Source organism: Pedococcus ginsenosidimutans (assembly GCF_039544395.1).
Lineage (GTDB): Bacteria > Actinomycetota > Actinomycetes > Actinomycetales > Dermatophilaceae > Pedococcus > Pedococcus ginsenosidimutans.
In genome coordinates, this window is record NZ_BAABLO010000011.1 from 231,296 (window position 1) to 256,443 (window position 25,148).

Annotated in this window: 18 protein-coding genes; 4 read left to right on the forward strand and 14 right to left on the reverse strand. The window is 72.4% G+C overall.

Going from position 1 to position 25,148, the window contains the following annotated elements; genetic code table 11:
* Positions 1 to 125: 125 nt before the first annotated feature.
* The 5 genes from ABEA42_RS12090 to ABEA42_RS12110 all read right to left on the reverse strand — a co-directional run bounded on the left by ABEA42_RS12090 (position 126) and on the right by ABEA42_RS12110 (position 9,513).
* On the reverse strand, positions 126 to 1,298 hold the full coding sequence (locus tag ABEA42_RS12090; protein ID WP_345503616.1) for a glycosyltransferase: 1,173 nt from the start codon (positions 1,296 to 1,298) through the stop codon (positions 126 to 128).
* A complete protein-coding gene (locus ABEA42_RS12095) occupies positions 1,283 to 3,379 on the reverse strand; it encodes a DUF6077 domain-containing protein (RefSeq protein WP_345503617.1) in 2,097 nt (698 codons plus the stop codon). Before ABEA42_RS12095 ends, ABEA42_RS12090 begins: the two co-directional genes overlap by 16 nt.
* Positions 3,376 to 6,846 carry a bifunctional glycosyltransferase/CDP-glycerol:glycerophosphate glycerophosphotransferase gene (locus ABEA42_RS12100; RefSeq protein WP_345503618.1) on the reverse strand — a complete coding sequence of 1,157 codons (3,471 nt, stop codon included), beginning with the start codon at positions 6,844 to 6,846 and terminating at the stop codon, positions 3,376 to 3,378. The genes ABEA42_RS12095 and ABEA42_RS12100 overlap by 4 nt, the downstream gene beginning before the upstream one ends.
* Before the next feature lie 76 nt (positions 6,847 to 6,922).
* Complete coding sequence (locus tag ABEA42_RS12105) at positions 6,923 to 7,966, reverse strand: glycosyltransferase family 2 protein (protein ID WP_345503620.1); 1,044 nt, start codon at positions 7,964 to 7,966, stop codon at positions 6,923 to 6,925.
* The gene (locus tag ABEA42_RS12110) at positions 7,963 to 9,513 is read right to left on the reverse strand and encodes an LCP family protein (protein ID WP_345503622.1); all 1,551 of its coding nucleotides are present in this window, start codon (positions 9,511 to 9,513) and stop codon (positions 7,963 to 7,965) included. Before ABEA42_RS12110 ends, ABEA42_RS12105 begins: the two co-directional genes overlap by 4 nt.
* Before the next feature lie 175 nt (positions 9,514 to 9,688).
* Here ABEA42_RS12110 and ABEA42_RS12115 point away from each other — a divergent pair, with 175 nt between their 5' ends.
* Positions 9,689 to 10,894: an LCP family protein gene (locus ABEA42_RS12115; RefSeq protein WP_345503624.1), complete on the forward strand. Its 1,206-nt coding sequence runs from the start codon at positions 9,689 to 9,691 to the stop codon at positions 10,892 to 10,894.
* Positions 10,895 to 10,976: 82 nt separating this feature from the next.
* On the opposite strand, the gene ABEA42_RS12120 is transcribed toward ABEA42_RS12115, so the two are convergent.
* Positions 10,977 to 12,143, reverse strand: coding sequence for an acyl-CoA dehydrogenase family protein (locus ABEA42_RS12120; RefSeq protein ID WP_345503625.1), 1,167 nt, complete (start codon positions 12,141 to 12,143; stop codon positions 10,977 to 10,979).
* Positions 12,144 to 12,265: 122 nt separating this feature from the next.
* Positions 12,266 to 13,324, reverse strand: a complete 1,059-nt coding sequence (locus ABEA42_RS12125; RefSeq protein WP_345503627.1) for an LLM class F420-dependent oxidoreductase — start codon at positions 13,322 to 13,324, stop codon at positions 12,266 to 12,268.
* A 100-nt stretch (positions 13,325 to 13,424) separates the two neighbouring features.
* Here ABEA42_RS12125 and wecB point away from each other — a divergent pair, with 100 nt between their 5' ends.
* Positions 13,425 to 14,492 carry a non-hydrolyzing UDP-N-acetylglucosamine 2-epimerase gene (wecB, locus tag ABEA42_RS12130; RefSeq protein WP_345503629.1) on the forward strand — a complete coding sequence of 356 codons (1,068 nt, stop codon included), beginning with the start codon at positions 13,425 to 13,427 and terminating at the stop codon, positions 14,490 to 14,492.
* Positions 14,493 to 14,519: 27 nt separating this feature from the next.
* Here the strand turns inward: wecB and ABEA42_RS12135 are convergent, their stop codons facing one another.
* The 7 genes from ABEA42_RS12135 to ABEA42_RS12165 form a co-directional block, all read right to left on the reverse strand.
* Positions 14,520 to 15,686, reverse strand: coding sequence for a glycosyltransferase family 4 protein (locus ABEA42_RS12135; RefSeq protein ID WP_345503630.1), 1,167 nt, complete (start codon positions 15,684 to 15,686; stop codon positions 14,520 to 14,522).
* Between the two features lie 86 nt (positions 15,687 to 15,772).
* Positions 15,773 to 17,908: an acyltransferase family protein gene (locus ABEA42_RS12140; RefSeq protein ID WP_345503631.1), complete on the reverse strand. Its 2,136-nt coding sequence runs from the start codon at positions 17,906 to 17,908 to the stop codon at positions 15,773 to 15,775.
* Between the two features lie 76 nt (positions 17,909 to 17,984).
* Positions 17,985 to 19,445 (reverse strand): lipopolysaccharide biosynthesis protein, encoded by a 1,461-nt coding sequence (locus ABEA42_RS12145; protein WP_345503632.1) that lies wholly within the window; start codon positions 19,443 to 19,445, stop codon positions 17,985 to 17,987.
* Between the two features lie 10 nt (positions 19,446 to 19,455).
* On the reverse strand, positions 19,456 to 20,451 hold the full coding sequence (locus ABEA42_RS12150; RefSeq protein ID WP_345503634.1) for a Gfo/Idh/MocA family protein: 996 nt from the start codon (positions 20,449 to 20,451) through the stop codon (positions 19,456 to 19,458).
* Positions 20,451 to 21,545, reverse strand: a complete 1,095-nt coding sequence (locus ABEA42_RS12155; RefSeq protein WP_345503635.1) for a DegT/DnrJ/EryC1/StrS family aminotransferase — start codon at positions 21,543 to 21,545, stop codon at positions 20,451 to 20,453. The genes ABEA42_RS12150 and ABEA42_RS12155 overlap by 1 nt, the downstream gene beginning before the upstream one ends.
* On the reverse strand, positions 21,542 to 22,141 hold the full coding sequence (locus ABEA42_RS12160; protein WP_345503637.1) for an acyltransferase: 600 nt from the start codon (positions 22,139 to 22,141) through the stop codon (positions 21,542 to 21,544). The genes ABEA42_RS12155 and ABEA42_RS12160 overlap by 4 nt, the downstream gene beginning before the upstream one ends.
* A gap of 3 nt (positions 22,142 to 22,144) precedes the next feature.
* Complete coding sequence (locus ABEA42_RS12165) at positions 22,145 to 23,449, reverse strand: nucleotide sugar dehydrogenase (protein ID WP_345503639.1); 1,305 nt, start codon at positions 23,447 to 23,449, stop codon at positions 22,145 to 22,147.
* Positions 23,450 to 23,566: 117 nt separating this feature from the next.
* Here ABEA42_RS12165 and ABEA42_RS12170 point away from each other — a divergent pair, with 117 nt between their 5' ends.
* Together ABEA42_RS12170 and ABEA42_RS12175 are read left to right on the forward strand one after the other, a co-directional pair.
* Complete coding sequence (locus ABEA42_RS12170) at positions 23,567 to 24,022, forward strand: CoA-binding protein (RefSeq protein WP_345503640.1); 456 nt, start codon at positions 23,567 to 23,569, stop codon at positions 24,020 to 24,022.
* Positions 24,023 to 24,117: 95 nt separating this feature from the next.
* Positions 24,118 to 25,122 carry a hypothetical protein gene (locus ABEA42_RS12175; RefSeq protein WP_345503641.1) on the forward strand — a complete coding sequence of 335 codons (1,005 nt, stop codon included), beginning with the start codon at positions 24,118 to 24,120 and terminating at the stop codon, positions 25,120 to 25,122.
* The last annotated feature ends 26 nt before the right edge of the window (positions 25,123 to 25,148 follow it).

The window sequence follows — 25,148 nt, forward strand, 5'->3', positions numbered from 1 at the left end:
CGAGTTGGCGGGTGGTCGAGGTGCTGCCGTCGGCCATCCTCTCGCGTCGGACCCGCCGACCGAGGGTACGCCACACGGTCGCCGGCTCCGGCCGACGGCCCGGGCCCATGGCCTTCAGCCGGCCCTCAGCCGGCTCCCGGCCTGCGTCGGGTGCGGGGGCGGCGCACGCCGCCGGGGAGCAGGATCCTGGCCGTGCTCGTGAGGAGCCGGCGCGCGAGCAGGCGGTCCGTGGACAGCCCCAGCGCGCGCTCGACCCGGAACGAGTCGAGGTTGTCGCGCAGCCTGGCGAGTCGCCCACGGTCGTCCTGCGCCCAGGCCCGCGGCCCGCGCCGGGCGCGCACGACCCGGACGAGGTCGTCCATCCTGCCGGCGTCCGCGAGCTCGACGTAGAGCCGCAGCGTGGGAGGGAGGGCCGCGCGCCGCTCGGGCGGCAGCCCGTCCACGAGGTGGCGGAAGAAGGTGAGGTAGGCCGCGCGGTACTCGTCGTCTGCCTCCGGCAGGGCGGAGGTGTACAGCGGCAGGTCGAGCCGGAGCACCTTGGTGTCGTGGTGGACCCGCAGGTCGTCGAGGTGCTGCTGCTCCAGGAAGCCGTCGACGGCGCTCACGGCGGCGAACCGGTCGGTGAGGTTGGTGAGCTCGTGGCGTCGCTGGGTGATCGAGGCGTCGCCCTCGCGCGCCCGCCAGCGGTAGACCGGCTCGTGGACGACCGACACGCGGCCGGCGAGGTGCAGCGCCGGGACGGTGAGGGGCAGGTCCTCGTAGAGGACACCCTCGGGGAACCGCAGCCCGTGCGCCTGGAGGAACGAGCGCCGGTAGACCTTGTTCCAGGCGGTGGTGTCGTAGAGCAGCGACGGGTCGTCGACCAGGACGGCCACGTCGCCGACGCCCTGCAGCGCCTGGTCGTGCAGCCCCGACGGCCGGTCCACCCGCCCGTCGGTCCGCAGCACCGCGCCGGTGGCGACGTCGGTGCCGTCCTCGGTCGCGCGCCGGACGAGCGTGGCGTAGGCGGGCAGGAGGATGTCGTCGCTGTCGACGAACCCGACGAAGTCGGTCGTGGCGAGGTCCATCCCGGTGTTGCGGGCCGCTCCGAGCCCTGCGTTGGCCTGGTGGACGACGCGCCAGGTCGGGCGGCCCGCGGCGACCGCGTCGCAGATCTCGCCGCTGCGGTCGTGGGAGCCGTCGTCGACGAGCACGACCTCGGTGCCCTCCGGCACGCAGCGGGCCACCGAGTCGAGGCACTCCTGGAGGTAGGGCTCGACGTCGTACACGGCGACGACGACGGTCAGCGGCGCAGGCACACCAGCCGCCCTTCCTTCGTGGCCACGTGGAAGCCGACCTCCTGGAGGACCTTGACGGCCTTGGCGCGCTTGGCGGAGACGCAGGCGGTGTCGACGCCGAGGACGTCGACCAGCGGCCGGATGGTCGCGGCGGTGCTGTTGCGGCCGTCGGCGAACCGCTGGAGCTCGATGCGCTGCTCTACGTGGGCGGAGGGGGTGCCGGCGTAGGCGCCCAGGTAGATGGCGCGCGCGGACACCGGGTGGACGTCGACCGACAGGGCGGCGAGCACGCGTGAGGAGTCCCAGGGGGCGAGCACGGTGTCGCCGTCGCGGGACACGCGCAGCGCGGCCTTGGCCTCGCCCTCGGCGTGCGGCGGCACCTTCCACGCCGTGGGTGACACCGGGTAGGCCAGGTTGACCGGCGACCAGATCCACCGGCCGCCGTAGAACGGGATGAGGACGACCGCGACGGCGGCGGCGAGCGCGGTGAGCGGCACGAGCACCCGGGGCAGGCGACGGTGCGCGAGCTCGGCGAACGTGCCGACGAGGCCGGCGACCAGCAGGGGTACGGGGACGACCCACCACACGCGCCACACGACCGCCCGCAGGCTGGCGGCGTCGACGAGAACGTGCGTCACGGGCGGCAGCATGGCGATGCTCGTGGCGAGCACCACCGACACGAGCACGGCCCGCGCGGCCGAGGAGCGCAGCCCCGCCCAGCCGGCGGCGACGGCCACGATGCTCACGACGAAGAAGCCGTGCTGGCCGATCACCCCCTGCAGCGGTGGCAGCACCCAGGCGGCGGCCGACTCCGGGTCGGTGGCACCGGAGCTCGGGGGCGCGACGAGCTTGACCGCCACACCGCAGAGCAGGGGGTAGGCGAGCGTCACGGCCACCCCGAGCGCGCGACGGGTGCCGGCGTGCAACCACGCACCCAGCGCCAGCCCGGCGACCATGACGGGGACGAGGAAGACGGCGGTGTTGCTGGCCCCGACGGTGCAGACCACGGCGAGGGCCAGGACGAGCTGCCGGCGGCGGCCACCTCGGGCGACGTACGCGACGGCCACGGCGACGAGCAGGGGCAGGAACAGCGACGCCAGCGCGGCCTTCCCCTGCCACATCCGCAGTGCGAAGAAGTTGCCCTGCGACGCGCTCGCCTCCCCCGAGGCCAGCATGAACAGGATCGCGGCCGACAGCGCGAGCGGTGCGAAGCGGATCCGGCTCAGAGACACCAGCCACGCCATGGCCAGCACGCACACCATGGTGAGCAGGGGCGTCGCGACGAGGTAGGTGACGACCCCCGCCGACAGCCCGGTCACGTGGCCGAGGGCGCCGAGCAGGCCCTCGAACGAGTGGATCGGTGGGCTGTGGGAGCTCAACGCCGGGAACACCTGGTCGCCGAGCATGGTGTCCTTGAGCGGGAACGTGCCGCGGTCGGCGACCCACTGGGAGAGGTTGACGAAGTAGGCGTCGTCGCCGTCGGGCCGCGCGTACCGCATGGCGACCACGGCGCACACGAGCGCCCACACCCAGGCCGTCAACCACAGGGCGCCACGTGCAGACCGGTCAGGGCCGGGTAGGGAGCGTGCGCGCGCAGCAGGGACCGCGTCGCCCTCCGGGCGGCTCGAGAGGCGCAGGCGGCGCCGTGCGGCGAGGGCCACCCAGGCGACGCCGGCCAGGACCAGCAGCACCATCATCCAGCCGCGCTGGTTGCCGGCCCCGCCCAGCACCGCGCAGACGACACCGAGCGCGAGCGCCACCAGCGCCTGCAGTGCGTTGGCCCGGCTGGGCCGTTCGCCGGTGCTCCCCACGGCTGCGGGGAGGACGAACCACGAGACGGTAGCGGCGACGACGACGGCCAGCAGGAGCGTGGGCGTCGCGGGCAGCCCGACGACCAGCGCCAGCTGGTAGGCCAGCGTCCAGGCACCGAAGCCGACGACCGTCACGACCAGCAACCCGACGGTGAAGCGCTCGAGGGCGCCGGACAGGCGGGTGCCCCGCGTCGCGGTGGGGGTCAGCGGGTCCGCTTCCCTGGTCCCCGGGCGGGTCCCGGCCGGTCGCGCGGGGGCCGGGGACGCCGCGGCCGGGCCGGCCGTGCTCACAGGAACCGCTCGACGAAACGGGCCGAGGCCTTGCCGTCCTCCAGCCCCGTGAACCGGGTGCGGAAGGCCTCGTAGCGCTCCGCGTACTCCTCCTGCACCTCGTCGAGGCGGGTCAGCGCGTCGAGCACCCCGCTGGACTCGGTGAGCAGCGGTCCCGGCGCCTCGGCCTCGAAGTCGAAGTAGAAGCCGCGCAGGTTGTCGCGGTAGTCCTCGAGGTCCCAGGTGAAGAACAGGATCGGCCGACCCGTGTTGACGTAGTCGAACATCACCGAGGAGTAGTCGGTGACCAGCACGTCGGCGAGCAGGTAGAGGTCGCGGATGTCGGGGTAGCTCGACACGTTGCGGACGAAGCCGCCGAACATCGCCGCGTCGATCCCCGAGCTGACCAGCTGGTGCCCCCGGATGAGCAGGATGCTGTCGTCGCCGAAGGCGCGGTACATCCGCTCGAGGTCCAGCTTCATCGTGAACTGGTAGCGGCCGCGCGCGTCGTAGTCGTTGTCACGCCACGTCGGTGCGTAGAGGATGACCCGCTTGCCCTCGGGCAGCCCGAGCCGGGCGCGCGCCGCGTCGGCCTGCCTGGCGGCCTCCTCGGGCTGGTGGAAGATGTCGTTGCGGGGGTAGCCGATCTCGAGCACCTCGCCCTCGTAGCCGAAGGCCCGACCGAGGATCTCGGTGGAGAAGTGGTTGGGCGACACCAAGGCGTCCCACTTGGCCACGTCGCGCGCGAACTGCGTCAGGTAGTTCTTGTTGGACATCTGGATCGTGTCGATGTCGAACCCGATCTTCTTCAGCGGCGTCCCGTGCCAGGTCTGGGCGTAGTGGCTGCCCTCGCGCTTGACGTAGTGGGTGGGCATGGAGTCGTTGCTGACGACCCAGCGGGCACGGGCGAGCTCGCGGTAGTAGTCGCGGCTGCCGACCACGACCCGGGCCACCCCGTCCGGCACCTCGACGGAGTGGTCCTGGACGGCCCAGATGCACTCGCGCGGGTCCCCGCGGCGCTGCAGCTCCTCGAACACGGCCCGGGGGTTGTCGGAGAACTGCCGGCCCTTCCAGGCCTCGAAGAAGATGCTGTCCTTGAGCGGCAGGCGACGCTGCACCCGGTAGACGTACCTGCGGTTGCGCTCGCGGTGCAGGGCGCCCCGGTCGCGGAAGTCGCCTGAGGCGTCGACGACCAGCTGCAGCTCGTGGTCGGCGGTCGAGCGCAGCAGGTAGGTCATGCCGTCGACCTCGCCCTGCTCCCCCAGCCGGGACTCGGCCGTGCTCGAGACGCGGACGCCGCGGTCGCGCTGACCCTCGTCGCCGGTGGTCACGGTGACGAGCCAGCGACCGCCCTGGAGCCAGCGCAGGACCGCCTCCCCGGGATTTCCCCGCGCCGGGAGGGTGGCCTGCCACGCGCCGCCGTCGACGGTGACCGGGATGTCGTGCGCCGCACCGCTGCTCGTCGACAGCGACAGCGACTCGACCGTCGCCCCGCCCGTGATGCCCTCGAGGCGCAGGCCCTCGGGGCGCCACGCGAAGGACGTCAGGACCGGGCCCGGCCGGGTGTCGAGGATGCGGGCACCACCGTCGACCCCCTCACGGATCTCGAGCGAGCGCTCGCGCAGCGTCAGGAAGAGGTCCTCGGTGTCAGGGGCGAGGTGCAGCGGTCGCGGCTCGGCGTCCTCCGCCGCGTCCCGGGCCAGGAGCCCGACCAGCCACTCGCGGTTGGCGAACGACTCGGCACGCACCTCGACGTCGTCGGCCCCGACGACGGCGGTGGCCGTGCGCCCGTCGACCTCCAGCGGGACCCGGAGACCGTGCAAGGCGTCGGTGCGGCGCAGGAACAGGTCGGTCGGACCCCACTCCCCGATGGTGCGGCGCAGGGTGAAGCGCACGTCGTCGCCCTCCACCTCGACGCCCTGCAGCAGTGCCTCGACCCGGTGGACGTTGACGAGGAAGCGGCGCCCCTCGTAGCCGGGGACGGCGAGCTGGTCGGGAGCGATGAGCCGGCGGCGCGGGTGGCGGCCGGAGCCCAGCTCCGGGTTGCCGACACTCGAACCCCGTCGGGCCGACGGCGCCGCGACCTGGGCGAGGAGCTCGAACGCCGCCCGGTCCTCTCCCGGCGCCAGCAGGAGCTGGGAGGTGCGGACCTGGGCGCGGAAGCCGGCCGCGTCGTACGACACCGCGGTGCCCGTGGTGCGCGCGGTGAGGTCCAGACGACGCACACGGCGGGCCCGCACCTGCTGGCGTTCCTGAGCGCCGACCCGGCGCAGCTGGAACCTCCGGACCGACGACACGGGCGTCGCATCGGCGACCCGGTGGATGAACGCGTGGCCCTCCACGACGAGCCCGCTGCCGTCCCAGCGGACGTCGCGGACCCCGGTGCGCAGCGGCTGCGACCGGGTGACCTCGTAGACCGAGGCCGGGACGCCCTTCGTCGCGTCGGTGCGGAACGGCAGGTCGGCGTAGAGGCGCAGGCCCGAGCGCACGAAGTTCCCGCGGTTGGCGGGCACGCGGTAGTACTCCTGGAGCTCGAGCAGCTCGGGCAGCATCCCCCGCGAGATCAGGTGGTACTCCAGGCGACGCACCGGCGCCAGCTTGGCGATCATCTTCGGCGACACGCGGCGCAGGTAGTCGCCGACGAGCTCGATGACCTGGCGCTGGAACAGGTCGTCGCCCTCGTGGAGCACCCCGATGAACAGCGGGATGTCGACCTTGAGGACCTTCTCGTCGTGGAGCTTCTTGCCCTCGGTGTCACCCCGACCGGTGAGGAAGTCGTCGACCGAGGTGACGGCCGCCATCCGGTCGACGAGGTTCTTGCTCTCCGCACGCCGCTGGGTGATCGACTGCACCGCGGTCTGCCGCTCGCGCCAGAGGTACACGGGGTCGGCGAGGACGTCCACCGACCTGGCGAGGAAGTGCGCGGGCACCGTCAGCGGGATGTCCTCGTAGTAGACGCCCTCGGGGAAGCGCAGCTTGTGCTCGGCGAGGAACGAGCGGCGGTAGACCTTGTTCCAGGCCGTGGTGTCGTAGATGAGCGACGGCGTCCGGCGGATGTGCGTGCGCATCTGGTTGCGCTTGATGGCTCGGCGGTGCAGCGGCGAGTTGAACGTCTTGGCACCGTCGAAGCGCAGCACGCCGCCGACCACCATGTCCGAGCCGCTCTCGCTCACGGCGTGGAGCATCAGCTCGTAGGCGTCGCGGGGCACCAGGTCGTCGGAGTCGACGAAGGCGACGAACTCGGACGTCGAGCGGTCCATGCCGATGTTGCGGGCGCGGCCGAGGCCGCCGTTCTCGACGTGCAGCACCTGCCAGTGCGGCTTGCCGGCGGCGAACTCGTCGGCCATCTCACCCGAGCCGTCGGTGCTGCCGTCGTCGACGAGCACCACCTCGAGGTCGTCGAGGGTCTGGGACCGCAGGGACTCCAGGCATGCAACGAGGTAGTCGCTCACGTTGTAGATGGGAACGACGACGCTCAGCGAGGGCATGGGGAAGGAGTCCTTTCCGTGGGGTCTCGCAATGGTATTGGGTGCGGGACCACGCAGCCGACGCGGCGGCCCACCCTCAGGAGGCCGGCTCCTCGATGCGGACCCGGCTGGTGAGGAAGCCCCAGCCCCAGCAGAGGTGCATGGTGGGCAGCACGAGCGGAAGCCACAGCCGGTCTCTCCCCCGCAGCCGGCCGTCCCGGACGGTCAGCCCTCCGACCGTGGTCGCGGCGAGGTAGGCGCCGGGGACCAGCCACAGCGGCCACCAGACGAACCCGCCCACCAGCCCGAGGACGACGCCTGCGAGCGCCGCGGGCGGCGCGAGGTACCGGGCGTTGATGGTGCCGGAGTGCGTGCGGGCGACGACGCGGCGCCACCGCCCGTAGTCGCGGTACTGGCGCGCGAGCGCCGCGAGGGTCGGGCGGGGTCGGTAGGCGACGCGCAGCCGTGGCGAGAACCACACGAGGCCCCCGGCCTCGCGGATGCGGTGGTTGAGCTCCCAGTCCTGGGCGCGGGTGAAGCGCGGGTCGTAGCCACCCGTGCGCCGCAGCCACTCGCTGCGGAAGACCCCGAGGTACACCGTGTCGGCCGGCCCGGGCTCGCCGCCGGTGTGGAAGCGGGCCGATCCAACCCCGAGCCGGGACGTCATCGCGGCGGCGACCGCGCGCTCGAACGAGGTGACCCCCTCCGCGTCCATGAGCCCGCCGACGTTGGCCGCGCCGGTCTCGGCGAGCAGCTCGACCGCCGTGGCGACGTAGTCACGGTCGAGCACCCCGTGCCCGTCCACACGGACGACGACCTCGACGTCCGGGTCGAGCGCGGCGATGGCGGCGTTCAGGGCCTCGGGCGTGCGGCCTGAGGGGTTCTGGACGGTGCGCACCCGCCCGTCGCGCACGGCGAGCTCGGCGGCGAGGGCGTCGGTGCGGTCGTGGCTCGGCCCGAGGGCGAGGACGAGGTGGAGGGGGCCGTCGTAGTCCTGGCCGAGCACCGCGTCCACCGCCTCGACGAGGTGCCGCTCCTCGTTGAGGATCGGCATGACCACACCGACCCGCGGGAGGACGCCGGGCCGGCCGGCAGCGGGCTGGTCGGCGGGGCGGGGGTGGTCGGGTGGTGTGCTCGTCATGAGGCTGCAGAGCATACGGAGGACAGGTCGTCCTCCGCCGCGTTGCCTGCAGCCTTGGCCGGGTCCTGCACGGCGGTGCCGGGCTGCGCCTTGGGCGCCGTCGTGGCCCGGCCCGTCGTCGACGCCTTGGGGGTCGCCGGCGCGGCCTTCGCCTTGACCGTGCCGGTGTGCTTCTTCGCCGTCTTCTCGGACGCGGCGATGGTGCGACTCACCGTCGAGGTGATGACCGACGGGTCGTAGTCCCACGGCTTCATCAGCGGCGGCACGAAGTTGACGCTGTGGATCTTCTGCGACCGGGCCTTCATCGCGAGGTCTGCGAACCGGCCGAGCTCGGACTGCGGCAGGTCGGTGCGGATGAGCCCCGAGCTCGCCGAGGCGATCTTCTGGAAGCGCAGCAGGACGGTCTGGGGGTCGAGCTGCCCCACCATGGCGGTGAGCACGCAGCGCTGGCGCGCCATGCGCTCGTAGTTGGTCGAGCCCTGGCGGGAGCGGGCGTACCAGAGCGCGTGGTAGCCGTCGAGGTGCTGGCGACCCGGCTCGATCCAGCCGACGATCGGCGAGGTGCCGCCGCCGATCGGCGTGCGGTAGCGGACCGTCACGTCGAGGCCGCCGACGGCGTCGACCATCTTCTTGAACCCGTTGAGGTCGACCATGACGTAGTACTGGATCTTGAGGCCGCTCAGGGCCTCGACGGCCTCACGGGTGGCGACCAGCCCGGGGTCGGCCGTGCCGGGCGGGAACATCGCGGCGTGGTCCTGGCCCCACGTGTACAGGCCGTTCAGCAGGCACTGGTCGCCGCAGTTCCAGCCCTGCGGCATGAGCCTGGCCATGGTCGAGCCGGGGCGGAAGTTGATGTTCTCGGTGTCGCGGGCGAACCCGAACGTGACCGGCGCACCGGTCCTGGCGTCGATGCTCACGACCTGGATGCTGTCCGGCCGGGTGCCGACCCGGTCCTTGCCGGTGTCGGCCCCGAGCAGCAGCACGTTGTAGCGCCCGTTGACGGCGTCCGCGGCGGCGGCGCCGGAGAAGAGCGACCCGAGTGCGTCCTTGCCGGCGCCCACGCTGCTCGCGGCGTACACGAGGCTCCCGGAGGTCACGACGAGCAGCGCCGCGGTGACGGCCGTCAGCGTGCGCCGGGCGCGGATGACCAGGCTGCCGGGGCGGCCGAGGCGCCACGCGTCGACGAACAGGACCGCCCACAGCGCGGCGAACCCGATGAGCAGGTACTCCACCACGCCGAGCACCCACCCCCGACCGACGAGGCTGATGGCCAGGGAGCGGTCGGCGAGGAACAGCAGGCCGAGGGCGACGACGAGCCCGACGACGCCGAGCCAGGCGCGCAGCCCGACCCTGCCGAGGCCGCGGTGCCCGGCCACCAGCTGGGCGCTGCCGGGGACGAGGAGGGTGAGCAGCACCAGGGTGAAGGCCCGGCGCCGGCGCATCTGCGGTGCGAGCACCTCGGAGTCGGCCAGGGTGCGTGACGGGCGACCAGACAGGTACACGCCGGCCCCGGCGTCCGCGGGGGGCGCGACGTGGGTGGTGCTCATGGTCGACCAGTATGGGGCGGGGCCAGTGGGATTGCTGTGACGTGTGGGATTGTCCGAGTGTCGTTCTCAGAGGCGGCTCAGGGCCGCCGCGCCTGCGGGTCACGGAGAAGGGTCGGCGCCCTCCCACCGCCGTGGCGTTTTGCCACGCGTCCGGTTCGCAGCGGACACTGTGCGGATGAGTGGACGCCATCCCGGGCCCGACGACGCACGCCCCATCCCCCAGCGCGGCGACGGCGTGCGCACCGCGGCGCGGACCGACGACCAGGACGACGTCTACGTCGTCGACGTCCGCGGGCGCAAGCGTGAGCGCGGCGCACCCGGGGTCGCCACGGGCGCAGCGGGCGGTGGCGCCGCCACCGGTACCGGCACCCAGTCCGAGGGCTCCCGCGCTCCCCGGCGACGTCGCCGGTTCCCCGTCGTGCGCGTCCTCGTGGTGCTGCTCGTCGCGTGGCTGGCCTTCATGGCCTACACCCCGTGGCACGCCTGGAGCACCGTCACGAAGGTGGACACGACCCCCGGCGGCACCCGCCCCGCGCAGAGCAAGGGCTACAACTACCTGCTGGTCGGCTCCGACAGCCGCGAGGGCCTCACGGCCGCCCAGAAGAAGGAGTACGCCACCGGCAACGCGGCGGGACGCCGTACCGACTCGATCATCCTCGTGCACGTGCCCCAGAGCGGTGGCAAGCCGTCCCTGGTGTCGCTCCCGCGTGACAGCTACGTGCCGATCCCGGGCAAGGGCAGCAACAAGATCAACGCGGCGTTCTCCTTCGGCGGCCCCAACCTCCTCGTCGAGACGGTCGAGCAGGTGACCGACCTGCACATCGACGGCTACGTCGAGATCGGGTTCGCCGGCTTCGCCTCCGTCGTGGACAGCGTCGGCGGCGTCGACATCTGCGTGCCGTTCCACATGAACGACAAGAAGGCCGGCATCAACCTCCAGAAGGGCTGCCAGCTCCTCGACGGCAAGAACGCCCTCGGCTTCGTCCGGGCCCGCTACTCCGACCCCCGCGGTGACATCGGCCGCGCCGAGCGCCAGCGCCAGTTCCTCTCGGCGATCATGAAGAAGGCGCTCACCCCTTCGACGGTCCTCGTGCCGACGCGGTACTGGGCGTTCAGCCACGCGTCCGCCAAGGGGCTCATCGTCGGCGAGGACACCTCGACGCGCGACGCCAGCCGGGTGCTGCTCGCGATGCGGGCGGTCTCGCAGGGCAAGGGCCTGAGCCTCGTCGTGCCGCTCCAGAGCCTCAACTACCAGACCAACGCCGGCAGCTCGGTCAAGTGGGACACCGCCCGCGCGAAGGCGCTGTTCACCGACCTGCGCGAGGACAAGCCGCTCGAGTCGCCGCCGCCCGGCACCGACGGCAAGCCCTCCGGGGGCTGACCTCGGCCGACCACCGGCCTCAACGACGAGAGGGCCTGCACCGTGCGGTGCAGGCCCTCTCGTCGTCTGTCCAGCGCTCGGCTCAGCCGAGGAGCTGGCGGGCCATCACGACCCGTTGGACCTGGTTGGTGCCCTCGTAGATCTGGGTGATCTTGGCGTCGCGCATCATCCGCTCGAGCGGGAAGTCGCGGACGTACCCGGCCCCGCCGAGCAGCTGCACCGCGTCGGTGGTGACCTGCATGGCCACGTCGGAGGCGTAGCACTTGGCCGCGGCGCCGAAGAACGGGAGGTCCTTGTCGCCGCGCTCGGACTTGGCGGCAGCGACGTACACCATCTGGCGGGCGGCCTCGATGGCCATGGCCATATCGGCGAGCATGAACTGGATGCCCTGGAACTCGGCGATGTGCTTGCCGAACTGCTTGCGCTCCTTGACGTAGGCGACCGCGTGGTCGAGCGCGCCCTGGGCGATGCCGACGGCCTGGGCGCCGATGGTCACGCGGGTGTGGTCGAGGGTGCGCAGCGCGATCTTGAGGCCCTCGCCCTCGGCGCCGACGATGCGGTCGGCCGGGATCCGCACGTTGTCGAAGTGCAGCTCGCGGGTCGGGCTGCCCTTGATGCCGAGCTTGCGCTCCTTCTCCCCGAACGTGAAGCCGGCGTCGGACTTCTCGACGACGAACGCGCTGACGTTCGCCCCGCGACGGCCCTCGGGGTCGGTGACGGCGAGCACCGTGTAGTAGTCGGAGACGCCGGCGTTGGTGATCCACGACTTCTGCCCGTTGAGGACCCAGTCGTCACCGTCGCGCCGGGCCCGGGTCTTCATGGCGGCGGTGTCCGAACCTGCCTCGCGCTCGGACAGGCCGTAGGAGAAGGTCGACTCCCCTGCCGCGACCGGCGTGAGGTAGCGCTTCTTCACGTCGTCGTTCGCAGCCAGGATCAGCGGCATGGTGCCGAGCTTGTTGACCGCGGGGATCAGGGAGGCCGACGCGTCGACGCGGGCGACCTCCTCGATGACGATGCACGTCGCGAGCGCGTCGGCGCCGACACCGCCGTACTCCTCGGCGATGTGGGGGGCGAAGAAGTCCGACGCGACGAGCGCGTCGTGGGCCTCCTGCGGGTAGCGGGCCTCCTCGTCGACCGCAGCGGCGTACGGCGCGATCTTGTCCTCCGCGACCGCCCGCACCGCCTCGCGCAGCGCCTCGTGGTCCTCGGAGATCCGGAAGAGGTCGAAGTCGGGGTTCCCTGTGCTCACCCCTACAGGTTACCCGCTGGTATCGGGCCCGGCGCAGCCCTCCGGTGTGGTCCCGGCCACGACCCGTGACGAGGGGGCGGTACCCGATGGTCGACACCGGTACCGCCACTCTCGCGTGCGGGTCAGCGGCGTCCGAGGTGCCAGAGGTGGCCGTGCTCCTCGCGGTCGACGAGCTCGGGCAGCACCTCGCTCTCGAACAGGGCGATGCCCGAGGTGTCGTAGGCCGCCTCGGCGAAGTAGGTGATGGCGTAGGTCATCCCCTGCGCCTGGAGGGCGCGGAACGTCTCGACGATCTGCTCGGGGGTGCCGACCGCGGGGCCGCTCGCCGCCGCCTTGACCTGGTCGTCGGCCTTCTCCGGGGTGAGGCCCGCGCGCAGGTACTGCTCGCGGATCCAGTCGAGCCGGTTCTGCACCTCGCGCTCGTCACGACCGATGACGACGTTGTAGTTGGCGCTTCGCACGATCTCGCCGAAGTCGCGGCCGAGGTCGCGGCAGTGTCCCTCGAGCACCTCGCTCTTGTGGGCAAAGCCCTCGGGCGACCCGTCGAAGTTGGTGTAGTCGGCGTGCTGGGCGGCGATCCGCAGGGTCTTCTTCTCCCCGCCGCCGGCGATCCACATGGGGATGCCGTTGGTCTTCGAGCCCGGCACGGTCGTGCCCTGCAGCGGCAGGGGGCGGCACAGCGCGCCGTCCACCTGGTAGTGCTCGCCGTCGAGGGTCGCCGTCCCGGTGGTCCACATCTGGCGGAAGATCTCGACGCCTTCCTCGAGGCGCTTGATGCGCTCACCCGCACGCGGGAAGCCGTAGCCGTAGGCGCGCCACTCGTGCTCGTACCAGCCGGCCCCGATACCCATCTCGACGCGGCCCTCGGAGATGGCGTCGACGGTGGCGGCCACCTTGGCGAGGTAGGTCGGCTCCCGGTAGCTCATACAGGTGCACATCTGCCCGAGCCGGACGCGGCCGGTCACCGCCGCGAAAGCCGCCATCAGGGTCCACGCCTCGTGGGTGGCCTCCTCGCTGGGCTCCGGCACGGTGTGGAAGTGGTCGTAGACCCAGATGGAGGACCAGTCCTCGTTGGCGTCGGCGCGACGGGCGAGGCCGGCCATGACACCCCAGTGCTGGGCGGGGTCGATGCCGACGAGGTCCATGCGCCAGCCCTGGGGGACGAACAGTCCGAACTTCATGGGTCACTCCTGCGACGAGCCGGGGGTATGCGGTCCCCCCAACCCTAGGGTGCGGTGCCTGCACCTGCAGGGGGCCCGGTGGCCAGTAGGGTGCCTTCTCGTGAAGATCCTCAGTGTCGTCGGTGCCCGTCCCCAGTTCGTCAAGCTCGCGCCGATCGCCGAGCAGCTCACCGCCCGGGGCGACGAGCACGTCATCGTCCACACCGGCCAGCACTACGACATCAACATGTCCGACGTCTTCTTCCGCGACCTCGGCATCCCCGACCCTGACGTGCACCTCGCCGTGGGGTCGGCGTCCCACGGTCGCCAGACCGGCGCCATGCTTGCCGGGATGGACGAGGTGCTCGAGGAGCACCGCCCCGACTGGGTCCTCGTCTACGGCGACACCAACTCCACCGTGGCCGGCGCCCTGTCCGCGGTGAAGATGGGGATCCCGCTGGCCCACCTCGAGGCCGGCCTGCGCTCGTTCAACCGGCGCATGCCCGAGGAGCACAACCGCGTACTCACCGACCACGCCGCGGACCTGTGCCTCGCGCCGACCGAGGTCGCCATGGCGCACCTCGCCCACGAAGGCCTCGCCGACAGCAGCGTCCTCGTCGGCGACGTCATGACCGACGTCCTGCTCAAGGTGCGCGACACCGTGGCCGACCGCGACCCCGAGCTGCCCCCGGCCATCGACCCGTCCGGGCGCTACTACGTCGCGACCCTCCACCGGGCCGAGAACACCGACGACCCGGCCCGCCTGGCGGGCATCGTCGAGGCCCTGGCCAAGGTCGACGCCCCCGTCCTGCTCCTCGCGCACCCGCGCCTGCGGGCCCGCGCCGCCGAGCAGGGCCTGGACCTGTCGCAGGGTGCGGTCGAGGTCGCCGACCCGCTCCCCTACCCCTCGCTGGTGCGCGCGGCGATGTCGAGCGCCGGGGTGATCACCGACTCCGGTGGCCTGCAGAAGGAGGCCTTCCTCCTGCGCGTCCCGTGCACCACCGTCCGCACCGAGACCGAGTGGACCGAGACGGTCGACCTGGGCTGGAACGTCCTCGCTGCGGACGTCTCCACCCTCGCCGCCGCCGTCACGCGGCCCGCGCCGGAGCCCACGCAGGCGGCACCGTACGGCGACGGGCACGCCGCGGCGCGCGCGGTGGAGGCCATCGCCGCGGGCTCCCGCCGCTGACGCGAGGCCCGCGGGCTCAGCGCGGGCTCAGCGCGGGCTGACGCCCGCCGCGGCCATGGTGGCCTCGGCCGCATGCCGGGCCGCCGCCGACAGCGAGGCGTGCTCCCGGGTCCAGCCGGCGAGGCGGTCGCGGTCGACGTCGCCCGCCGCGGCGGCGTCGAGCGCCTCCCGCAGGGACTGCGCCACGGCGTCGTCCGCGTAGCCGGGGGCCCAGCCGAGCTGCTCGTCGGTGACGAGGGCGCGCCCGGCTCCCTCGCCCGCGAACACCACCGGGGTGCCGCAGCCGGTCGCGGCGTAGATCTTGGTGGGCTTGGCGAAGTCGTAGCCGAGCCCCGGCTTGATCGAGACCAGGGCGCCGACCGCCCCGCGGAGGACCTTCGCCGACTCGGCCGGCGGCACCACGCCGCGGAAGTCCACGGCGCCGGGGACGAGGTCCTCGGCGAGCTTCTTCAGGGCCGGCAGCTCGCTGCCCTGGCCCAGCACGACGAACCGCGCGTTCGGGTGGGTCTCGCGGACGGACTTCAGGGCCCGGACGAAGACGTCGGCGCCCTGCCACTCGGACATGGTGCCGGTGTAGGCGAAGTAGGGGTCGCCGAGGTCCTCCCGCTCCCCCTCGGTGGTGAACACGTCGGTGTCGACGCCGTTGCCCACCACGAGGATCCGGTCCTCGGGCACCCCGAGCAGCGCGACGCGCTCGGCCACGCCCTCAGACACGGCGAGGGTGAGGACGGCACCGCGCAGGACCCACGACTCCATCCGCCGCAGCAGCGAGACGAGCACCTTGGGTGCCGCGACGCTCGCGGCACCGTCGGACCACACGTCGGCGGCGTAGTAGGCGTACGGCGTGCGGCGCAGCATGCTCGCCAGGCGCACGACCAGCCCTGTCGTGGGCGGGGGCTCGGCGACGACGAGGGCCGGGCGGCGCCGGAACATCAGGCGCAGGGCGAGCGGCAGGTCGTAGCTGAGGTACTGGACGTAGCCCCGGATGTTGCCGTTCTCGTCGCGCAGGGCCGGCCACCGCGACACGTGCAGCTCGCCGTCGTCGACCTGGCCGGACGGGGGCACCGTGGTGAGCACGTCGACGCGGGCGCCGAGGGCGTGGAAGGAGTCGGCGAGCACCCGCTGGCGGAAGGCTGCGGCGCCGACCTCCGGGGTGAACAGGCGGGTGGCGATGCAGACGGTCGGCTGGGGCACGGCCGCAACCCTACCGAGGACCGCGACGGCCCACCGCCACGCACCGCGCGGGCGGCCTGCGCGCCACCGCCCGGGTGGCCTCCGCGCTAGCGCGTGGGCTGGGCGAACGGGCCCATCGCGGCGTACATGCGGTCGGCGAGGGTACGCGCGTAGGTCGCCGTGAGGTGGTCGGTGTCGCGGTAGACCAGGACCCTGCCGATCACCGGCGCGCAGCGGGTGTCGGGGCAGATGAAGTCGCCGAGGTCGACCAGCCGGACGTCCTTCTGGCCCGCTGCCGCCTTGGAGACCGTGGACCCGGCCAGCTTGAACGCCTTGGTGCGCGGCAGCGCGCACTTGGTGAGGTGGCCCTCGTTGGAGGACACGCAGTCGGCCATGTCGAAGCCGGGGCGCGGGGTGTCGGCCACTGCCAGCACCTTGATGCCGGCGCCGGTGAGCCTGGCCCAGCTGCGCCGCAGCCCGTCGACCATGCGGGTGTCGCTGACCTGCTTGCCGAGCACCGTGGTGCCGTCCATGACGGGGTACTCGGTGGCCGAGGTGACGACGACGTCCGGCTTGGCGGCCAGGAGCTTGCTCGTGACGTCCTTGTTCCAGCCGTCGCAGCCGGTGTAGGGGCGCTCGTCCTTGCCCAGCGGCACGGTCTCGTCGGCGAGCGGGCAGCCCGACTTGGTGTAGGCGAGCACCCGCCAGCCCTTGGCCTTCGCCAGGGCCTGGAACGTCGGCACCCACTGCGCGGCGTGCGAGTCGCCCACGACGGCCACGGTGAAGGAGCCGTTGCGGTTGCCGTACGTGCAGCCCTTGGCGACCGGCGAGTCGTTGTTCTTCACGTGGCAGCCGTCGGCGTAGACGCTGGGGATGTCGTTGCGGGCCGCGGTGGCGGAGGGCAGGAAGCGGCCCGGGTCGTCGACCGGCTGGCCCGCGGCCGCGCCCCGCGGCTGGTCGGGCAGCACCTCGGCGCCGTACTTCTGGCCGGCGACCATCTTCAGCGGCCGGTTGACCACGGACGAGGCGGTGTAGACGCCCACCCCGGCCAGGACCGACACGATGGTGCAGACGAGGCCGAGGCGCAGCGGCCAGGTGTGGGGAGAAGTGGGCGACGGGCGGCGACGCCGGACCGGCTCCTCGACGACCTTGAAGGAGATCCAGGCCGGGATGATCGAGAGGCAGACGACCAGCAGCCCGCGCCACGGGTCGAGCGAGCCCGGCTTGTCGAGCAGGACCGCTGCGGCGACCACGAGGATCGGCCAGTGCCAGAGGTACAGGGAGTAGGACAGCTTCCCGAGGAACTGCATCACCGGGGCGCGCAGGACGGCCACGGGGCCGTGCCTGCCGGCCGACGGGCCGACGGCGATGACCGCTGCCGTGCCGAGGATCGGGACCGCGGCGATGGCGCCCGGGAACGGCGCGCTCGACTCGAGCACGAGGATGGTGACGGCCACGGCGGCCAGGCCGACCCAGCCGAGTGCCGCGGCGACGGCGGGTCGCAGCACCCGCAGCAGCGTGGGCGCGAGCACGGCGACGAGCCCGCCGACGGCCAGCTCCCACAGGCGGGTCGTGGTGACGAAGTAGGCCTTCTCGGGGGCGGCGGCCGTGTAGTAGACGGACCAGAGGAACGACGGGACGGCGATGAGGCACAGGCCGACCACGACGGGGCCGCGCTTGGAGGCCCGGCGCCGGGCCAGCACGCCGATCACCGCCAGCACCAGCGGCCAGATGAAGTAGAACTGCTCCTCGACCGCGAGGGACCAGAAGTGCTGGACGGGGCTCGGTGCGGCGTGCGCCCCGAGGTAGTCGACCGAGCCGTTGGCGAGGCGCCAGTTGATGCCGTAGAGGCCGCTGGCGACGATGTCCTTGCCCACGTCGGCCCACCGGATCTTCGGCAGCAGTGCGATGGTGAGGATCGCGACCCACAGGAGGGTGAACGACGCCGCCGGCAGCAACCGCTTGGCCCGTCGGGCGTAGAAGCCCCGGAAGGAGATGTGGCCGCGCTGCTCGAGCTCGCGCACGAGCAGGTTGGTCATGAGGTAGCCGGAGATGACGAAGAAGACGTCCACGCCCACGAAGCCACCGGGGATGCCGGGTACGCCGGCGTGCCAGAGCAGGACGCTGCCCACGGCGATGGCGCGCAGGCCCTCGATGTCGGGACGGAACCTGGAGCGGTCCAGCGGCGGCGGCGCGGCCGGGTCGTCCTGGCGCTCGACCGTGGGGGCGGTCAGCTGCGCCATCAGCGGGACATGACGGGGTAGAGCGCAGACATGGGTTCTGATGCTAGCAGCGGCACCCTGAACGCCCGTCCATCCATCACCGGCGCGCGGCGCCGACGAGGCGCCGTACGTCGCCCGCACTGACCCCGAGCCAGAGGGCCACGAAGCCCACGGCCGTCCCCACCTGCGCGAGCCCCGACATCTCGGTCGACTGCTGCCACCAGACGGCAGCCGCCAGCACCCCGCAGCCCACGAGGAAGCGGACGGCGAGGGCGGACCAGACGTGGCGGTCGAGCACCCAGACGGCCACGACGGGCCACAGGCCCACGACGGCCGAGCCGACGAGGAACCCGGTGGCGACCTGCGCGACCCCGGCCTCCGGAGCGCGCAGCGCCCACCAGGTCATGCCGACGACGGCACCGACGATGCTGGCGGTGACGACGATGCGGCTGTAGCGGTGCTCACGGCTGAGCAGGCTGTTGATGGCCCCGGCGGCGACGTTGGTCACGAGCACCGCCGCGAGCAGGACCGGCAGCAGCAGCTTGGCCTCGGCGTAGCCACCGCGGCGGTAGAACAGGTCGATGAGCAGCGGGCTCACCAGCATCAACGGGCCGAACGTGGCGAGGCTCAGGACGACCAGGCCGCGGGTGGCGACGTCGGTGCGCTGCCGGGCCCCGACGAGGTCGCCGCGGCCGTGGGCCGCCGACAGGCTCGGGAAGAGCACGAGCGTGAGCGAGCGTGACACGAGGGACGCGGGGGTGGCCAGCGAAAGGGCCGCAGCGAACGACCCGGCGTCGAGGCGGTCCCAGAACTGGGCCGCGACCATGGTCAGCTGCAGGAAGCCGCCGGTCGCGACGCTGTTGACCAGGGTGAGCACCACGAAGCCCCGGATCTCGCGCCGCAGCTCGGGCGCGACCGCACCGGGCCTCCCCCGCGGCCAGCTCACCGCGCAGTACGCGCCGTAGCCGAGGACCAGCGGCAGGAGGAGCCAGGCGGTCGTGTCGGCGAGCACGACGGCCGCCAGGCCGGCCAGGGCGAGCACCGAGGAGAGCACGTCCCAGACGGTGGCGCGCACGACCTGGCCTGCACCGAACAGGAACCCGCGGACGAACACGTAGCCCGAGTACGTCACCGCGAGCGCGCCGGTGAGGACGGACTCCAGGACCCCGAGGCCGAGCAGTGGCGGCGCGAGGACGGCAGCGCCGATGCCGAGCACGGCCATCGCGGCCAGGGTCAGGCGGCCCAGGTAGCCGGCGACCCGGTCACCCTCGTCGAGGTCGCCCGCCCCGCGGGCGCGCGCCACGTGCTTGCTCGCCGCCATCGCCGTGGCGCTGGGGACGAGCAGGCTCGCGAAGAGCGCGAGCGAGATCCCGGAGTTGACCGCGCCCAGGACCAGCTTCCCGAAGGTGTTGCCGACCAGGACGCTGTAGACGAACCGGACGACGCCCTGGACGACGACCCCGAGGGTCGACAGGACCGCCTGACCGCCCATGGACTGGTCGGCGGCCTCGCGCGTCGGGGGGACGCGCAGCCTCAGGTGCCCCAGCAGACCCCGCAACAGCGGGACCTCAGGCCTGGGCCAGCGAGATGGTCTGTCCGGTGGTGGCCGACTCGATGCAGGCCTCGGCGACGCGCACGGTCGTCAGGCCCTGCTCCATGGTGACGATGTCGGCGTCCTTGCCGAGCACGGCGTCACGGAAGTTCTCGTGCTCGACCCGCAGCGGCTCGGGCTTGGCGATGGCGTAGCGGACCACGTCGCCCTCGGAGACCCCGCGGAAGTTCGCGATGTCGTCCCACGTGTTGCGGACCTCGCCGTTGGCGTAGAACGTCAGGTCGGCGGTGAGGGTGTCGGCCACGAACGCGCCGCGCTCGCCGGTGATGATCGTGACCCGCTCCTTGAGCGGCGACAGCCAGTTGACGAGGTGGCTGGTGACCGCGCCGCCGCTGAGCTGCCCGACGACCGCGACGAGGTCCTCGTGCTGGCGCCCGGACTTGTACGCGGTGCGGGCGGCGACCGAGGTGTAGGACTGCTGGGTCACCCAGGCGGTCAGGTCGATGTCGTGGGTGCCGAGGTCCTTGACCACGCCCACGTCGGCGATGCGGGCCGGGAACGGGCCCTGGCGCCGGGTCGTCACCTGGTAGACGTCGCCGAGCTCGCCGGCCTCCAGGCGCGCCCGGGCCTGCTGCAGGGCCGGGTTGTAGCGCTCGATGTGGCCGACGGCGCCGACGAGGCCGGCGTCCTTGAACGCGTTGGCCAGGCGCACCGCCGAAGGGGTGTCCTGGGCCAGCGGCTTCTCGATGATCGCGTGCACCCCGGCCGCGGCCAGGGCCAGGCCCACGGGCTCGTGGTAGATGGTCGGGACCGCGACCATGCAGTAGTCGAGGTCGTGCTTGATCAGGCCCTCGATGGAGTCCTCGAGCGGGCGGCTGCCCGCGACGCCGTGGGCGTCACCACCGGGGTCGGCCACAGCCACCAGGTCGACCCCCGGCAGCGAGCCGAGGACGCGGGCGTGGTGGCGGCCCATCATGCCGAGGCCGATGAGGCCGGCGCGCAGGTTGGCCATCAGGCACCGGCCTTCGCCAGGGCGTTGACCGCGGTGACGATGCGCTCGAGGTCGTCCTGGCTCAGCGAGGGGTGCACGGGCAGCGACAGGCACTCGGCCGCGGCCTTCTCCGTCTCGGGCAGGTCGACGCTCCCGTCGCCCACGAACGGCGCCAGGCGGTGGTTGGGCACGGGGTAGAACATGCCGGAGCCGATGTTGTACTCCTCGCGCAGCGCGGCGGCGAGGCCGTCGCGGTCCTGCGGCACGCGGACGGTGTACTGGTGGTAGACGTGCACGGCGCCCTCGGCGACCGGCGGCGTCGTGACACCCTCGAGGTTGGCCGACAGGAAGGCGGCGTTCTCCTGGCGCTGCTTGGTCCAGGCGCCCACCTTGGTGAGCTGGACGCGGCCGATCGCGGCGTGGATGTCGGTCATGCGGGTGTTAAAGCCGACGACCTCGTTGTGGTACTGCTTCTCCATGCCCTGGTTGCGGTAGAGCCGCATGAGGCGCTCGACCTCGGCGTTCGCCACCGAGACCATGCCGCCCTCGCCCGACGTCATGTTCTTGGTCGGGTAGAGCGAGAACATCGCGAAGGTGCCGAACGCGCCGACCGGGGTGCCGTTGAGGGAGGCGCCGTGCGCCTGCGCCGCGTCCTCGTAGACCTGCAGGCCGTGCTTGTCGGCGATGGCCATGAGCTGGTCCATCTTGGCCGGGTGGCCGTAGAGGTGGACGGGCATGATCCCGACGGTCTTGTCGGTGATGGCGGCCTCGACGGAGGCCGGGTCGAGGCAGAAGTCGTCGGCCGAGATGTCGGCGAACACCGGCGTGGCACCCGTCAGCGCGACCGAGTTGGCCGTCGCGGCGAAGGTGAACGACGGGACGATGACCTCGTCACCGGCCTTGACGCCCGAGGAGAGCAGGCCGAGGTGCTGGCCGGAAGTGCCGGAGTTGACGGCGACGCAGGCGCGGCCGAGGCCGAAGTGCGCGGAGAACTCCTCCTCGAAGGCCTTGACCTCCGGGCCCTGGGCGAGCATGCCGCTGCGCAGGACGCGGTCGACCGCCTCGCGCTCCTCGTCGCCGATGAGCGGCTTGGCAGGGGGGATGAACTCGGTCATGGTGCGACGGCCTCCGTCAGGGTGTTGTCGTGCTCGGTGTACTGGTCTCCGGTCTGCGGGCAGACCCACGTGCCGGACTCGTCCTGCTCGAGGGGGACGCCCGCCTTGCCGACCCACCGGATCCGCCGTGAGGGCACGCCGGCCACGAGGGCGAAGTCGGGGACGTCCTTGGTGACCACCGACCCCGCGGCCACGAGGGCCCAGCGTCCGATGGTCACCGGGGCCACGCAGACGCTGCGGGCCCCGATCGACGCGCCGGTGCGGCAGGTGACCCCGACCGCCTCCCAGTCGTCGCCGGTCTTCAGCGTGCCGTCGGGGCTGACGGCGCGCGGGAAGTGGTCGTTGGTGAACACCACGGCCGGCCCCACGAAGACGCCGTCCTCGAGGACGGCGGGCTCGTAGACGAGGGCGTAGTTCTGCAGCTTGCAGTTGTCGCCCATCTGCACGCCGGTGCCGACGTAGGCACCGCGGCCGACGACGCAGTTCTCGCCCAGCACGGCACCCTCGCGCACCTGTGCGAGGTGCCAGATGGACGAGCCGTCACCGATGCTCGCGCCGTCGGCGACGTCCGCCGAGTCGACGATGCGGACCGCCACGCCTCAGCCGACCTTCTCGGCCTGGCCGACGACCAGGAAGCGCACGCCGTCGAAGCGCTCCGCGTCCAGGACGCGGCGGCCGTCCACGACGACCTGCACGTCCGGGAAGTCCTTGGCCGACAGGTCGCGGTACTCCGCGTGGTCGGCCTGGACGACGACGACGTCCACCGGGTCGCCGAGCGAGTAGGCGTCCCAGCCGAACTTGGCGAGCTCCTCCGCGGAGTACATCGGGTCGTGGACCACGACCTGCGCACCCGCCTCGCGCAGCGCGTCGACCGTGGCGAAGACGCCCGAGAACGCGGTCTCCTTGACGCCGCCACGGTAGGAGGCGCCGAGGACGGCGACCTTCTTGCCCCGGAGGCTGCCGCCGGCCGCGCCGACGGTCAGGCCCACGGTGTAGGCGGGCATCGCGGCGTTGGCCTCGCGAGCGGCGCGCACGACGGTGGCGTCCGGGTCGTTCCACAGGTAGAGGCGCGGGTAGACGGGGATGCAGTGGCCGCCGACGGCGATGCCGGGACGGTGGATGTGGCTGTAGGGCTGGGAGTTGCTGGCCTCAATGACCTGGAAGACGTCGATGCCGTTCTTCGCGGCGAACGCGCCGAACTGGTTGGCGAGGCCGATGTTGACGTCGCGGTAGGTCGTCTCGGCCAGCTTGGCCATCTCGGCGGCCTCCGCGCTGCCGAGGTCCCAGACGCCGTTGCCGCGCTCGAGGTCGGGGCGCTCGTCGAACTGCAGCACCTGCTCGTAGAACTCGACGGCCTTGGCCGCACCGGCCTCCGAGAGCCCGCCGAGGAGCTTGGGGTACTTGCGCAGGTCGGCGAAGACACGACCCGTCAGCACCCGCTCGGGCGAGAAGACGAGGTGGAAGTCCGTGCCCTCCACGAGCCCGCTGCCCTGCTCCAGCTTCGGCTTCCACCGGGTGCGGGTGGTGCCGACCGGGAGGGTGGTCTCGTAGATGACCAGCGTGCCCGGCTTGAGCCCGCGGGCGATGTCGTCCGTGGCCGAGTCCATCCAGCCGAAGTCGGGGCGGGCCTCCTCGTCGACGAACAGCGGGACCACGACCACGACGGCGTCGCTCTCGGCGACCGCGGCGGCGGTGTCGGTGGTGGCCTTGAGGTTGCCGGCGGGCACGACCTCGGCGAGGTACTCCGCGAGGTGCGCCTCACCGGGGAACGGCTCGGTGCCGGCGTTGACCTGGTCGACCACGGGCTGGCTCACGTCGGCTCCGAGGACGTCGTGTCCAGACTTGGCGAACTGCACGGCGAGGGGCAGCCCGATCTTGCCGAGGCCGACGACGGTGATCTTCACAGGTGTTCCTTCACGGTTGGGGTCCGCGGACGATCTTAGGGCCTCCCGGAGGGGCCTTCGCCCGGGCCGTCCCGCCACCGCGCTTGCGCCTTCAGGTGGACGTGTGATGCTGCGGGTATGACGTTGAAGCACCAGAACGACCCCGAGCTGGTCCGCGAGCTGCTGGCCGACCCCGGCACCTGGGTGGTGGTGGGGCTGTCGTCCAACCAGGAGCGCCCGGCCTTCGACGTGTCACGCTGGCTGAAGGTCGAGCTGGGCAAGGGGATCATCCCCGTGCACCCCTCCGCGGAGACCGTGCACGGCGAGCAGGGCTACGCCTCCATCGCCGACATCCCCGACGGCACCGACATCAAGGTGGTCGACTGCTTCGTCAGCTCCGAGCACGTCGGCGCGGTCGTCGACGACGCCATCGCGCACAAGGACCGCCTCACCATCGACGCCGTGTGGATGCAGCTCGGCGTGGTCGACGAGGCCGCTGCCGCCCGGGCCAGGGCGGCGGGGCTCGGGGTCGTCATGGACACCTGCCCCAAGATCGAGTGGCGCGAGGCCCGGTCCTCCGGAATGGCCCGCTGACACCCGTTCCCCTGCCACACTGGGCCGCGCCGGCGGCGCGGGCGTTCGAGGGGAACGCCCGGGGGAACCGCCGCGCCGTACCGTGAGGGGAACCCATGACCACCAGGTCCGTCCGTGCCCGCGTGGCGTCCGCAGTCGCCGTGACCGCACTCGCCGCGTCCGCGCTCGCCACCGCCGGCTCCGCGGCGTCCGCGCCCGCGCGCACGCCAGCAGGAGCGCCTGCGGCCGCACCCGGGGCCGTCGTCCCCAGCGTCCCGGGGTGCCGCCTCGAGGCCAGCACCATCGAGCCGGACGCCGACCTGACGCAGCAGGTCTTCGACAGCAGCGACTACGGCAAGGCGCCGTACCAGGAGCGCCTCTACACGGCCCCGGCACAGGTGAGCGCGATGGCAGGGGTGAGCGCGCAGTGGGACGCCGTCTACTACCCGTCCCGCTACCTCTACTACCGGCAGTTCGCCGTCCGCACGGACCGGCTGGTCTTCGGGACCACGCACTACAACACGGTCAAGCAGACCAAGGCCTACACCGAGAAGAAGTTCGGGACCGGCTGGGGATCCGTCACCAAGATGGTCGACGCCTCCGACCGCAACCCCGAGCTGACCAAGAGCGGCTACCTCTACGCCGTGAGCGGCCGGACCGGAAACCTCGCCCGGTACAAGGTCTCGGAGAAGACGTGGGGGTCACCGAGCGTGGCCGCCGCTGGTGCCAAGGCCGGCTTCGGCGGGGTCACGGCCATGACGCTCGCCTACCAGTACCGTGCGTGGGACGACGCGACCGCCGTCGACGCGCTGCTCATGACGACGAAGAAGGGCGCGCTCTACCTGGTCACGATGAAGCGCAGCGGTGCGTTCGCCCCCAGGCTCACCCTGCTGCGCGGCTCGACCTGGAGCTTCGACGGGCTCGCGCTCAACAACTGCGGACCGCGCAGCTGGATCCTGCTCGCCACGAACAGCAGCAGCGATGTCGCACGCGTCTACGAGGTCTTCCCCTACCGCGGCACCTCGACGACGATCAACCAGCTCGGCAAGGTGCCCGGCGCCTGGGACGCTCGCTTCACGGCGTCGTACTGGGAGTCGGACATCCCCGTTCTGCAGCCCTGATCGCCCCCACCAGGCGCGACAGGCCG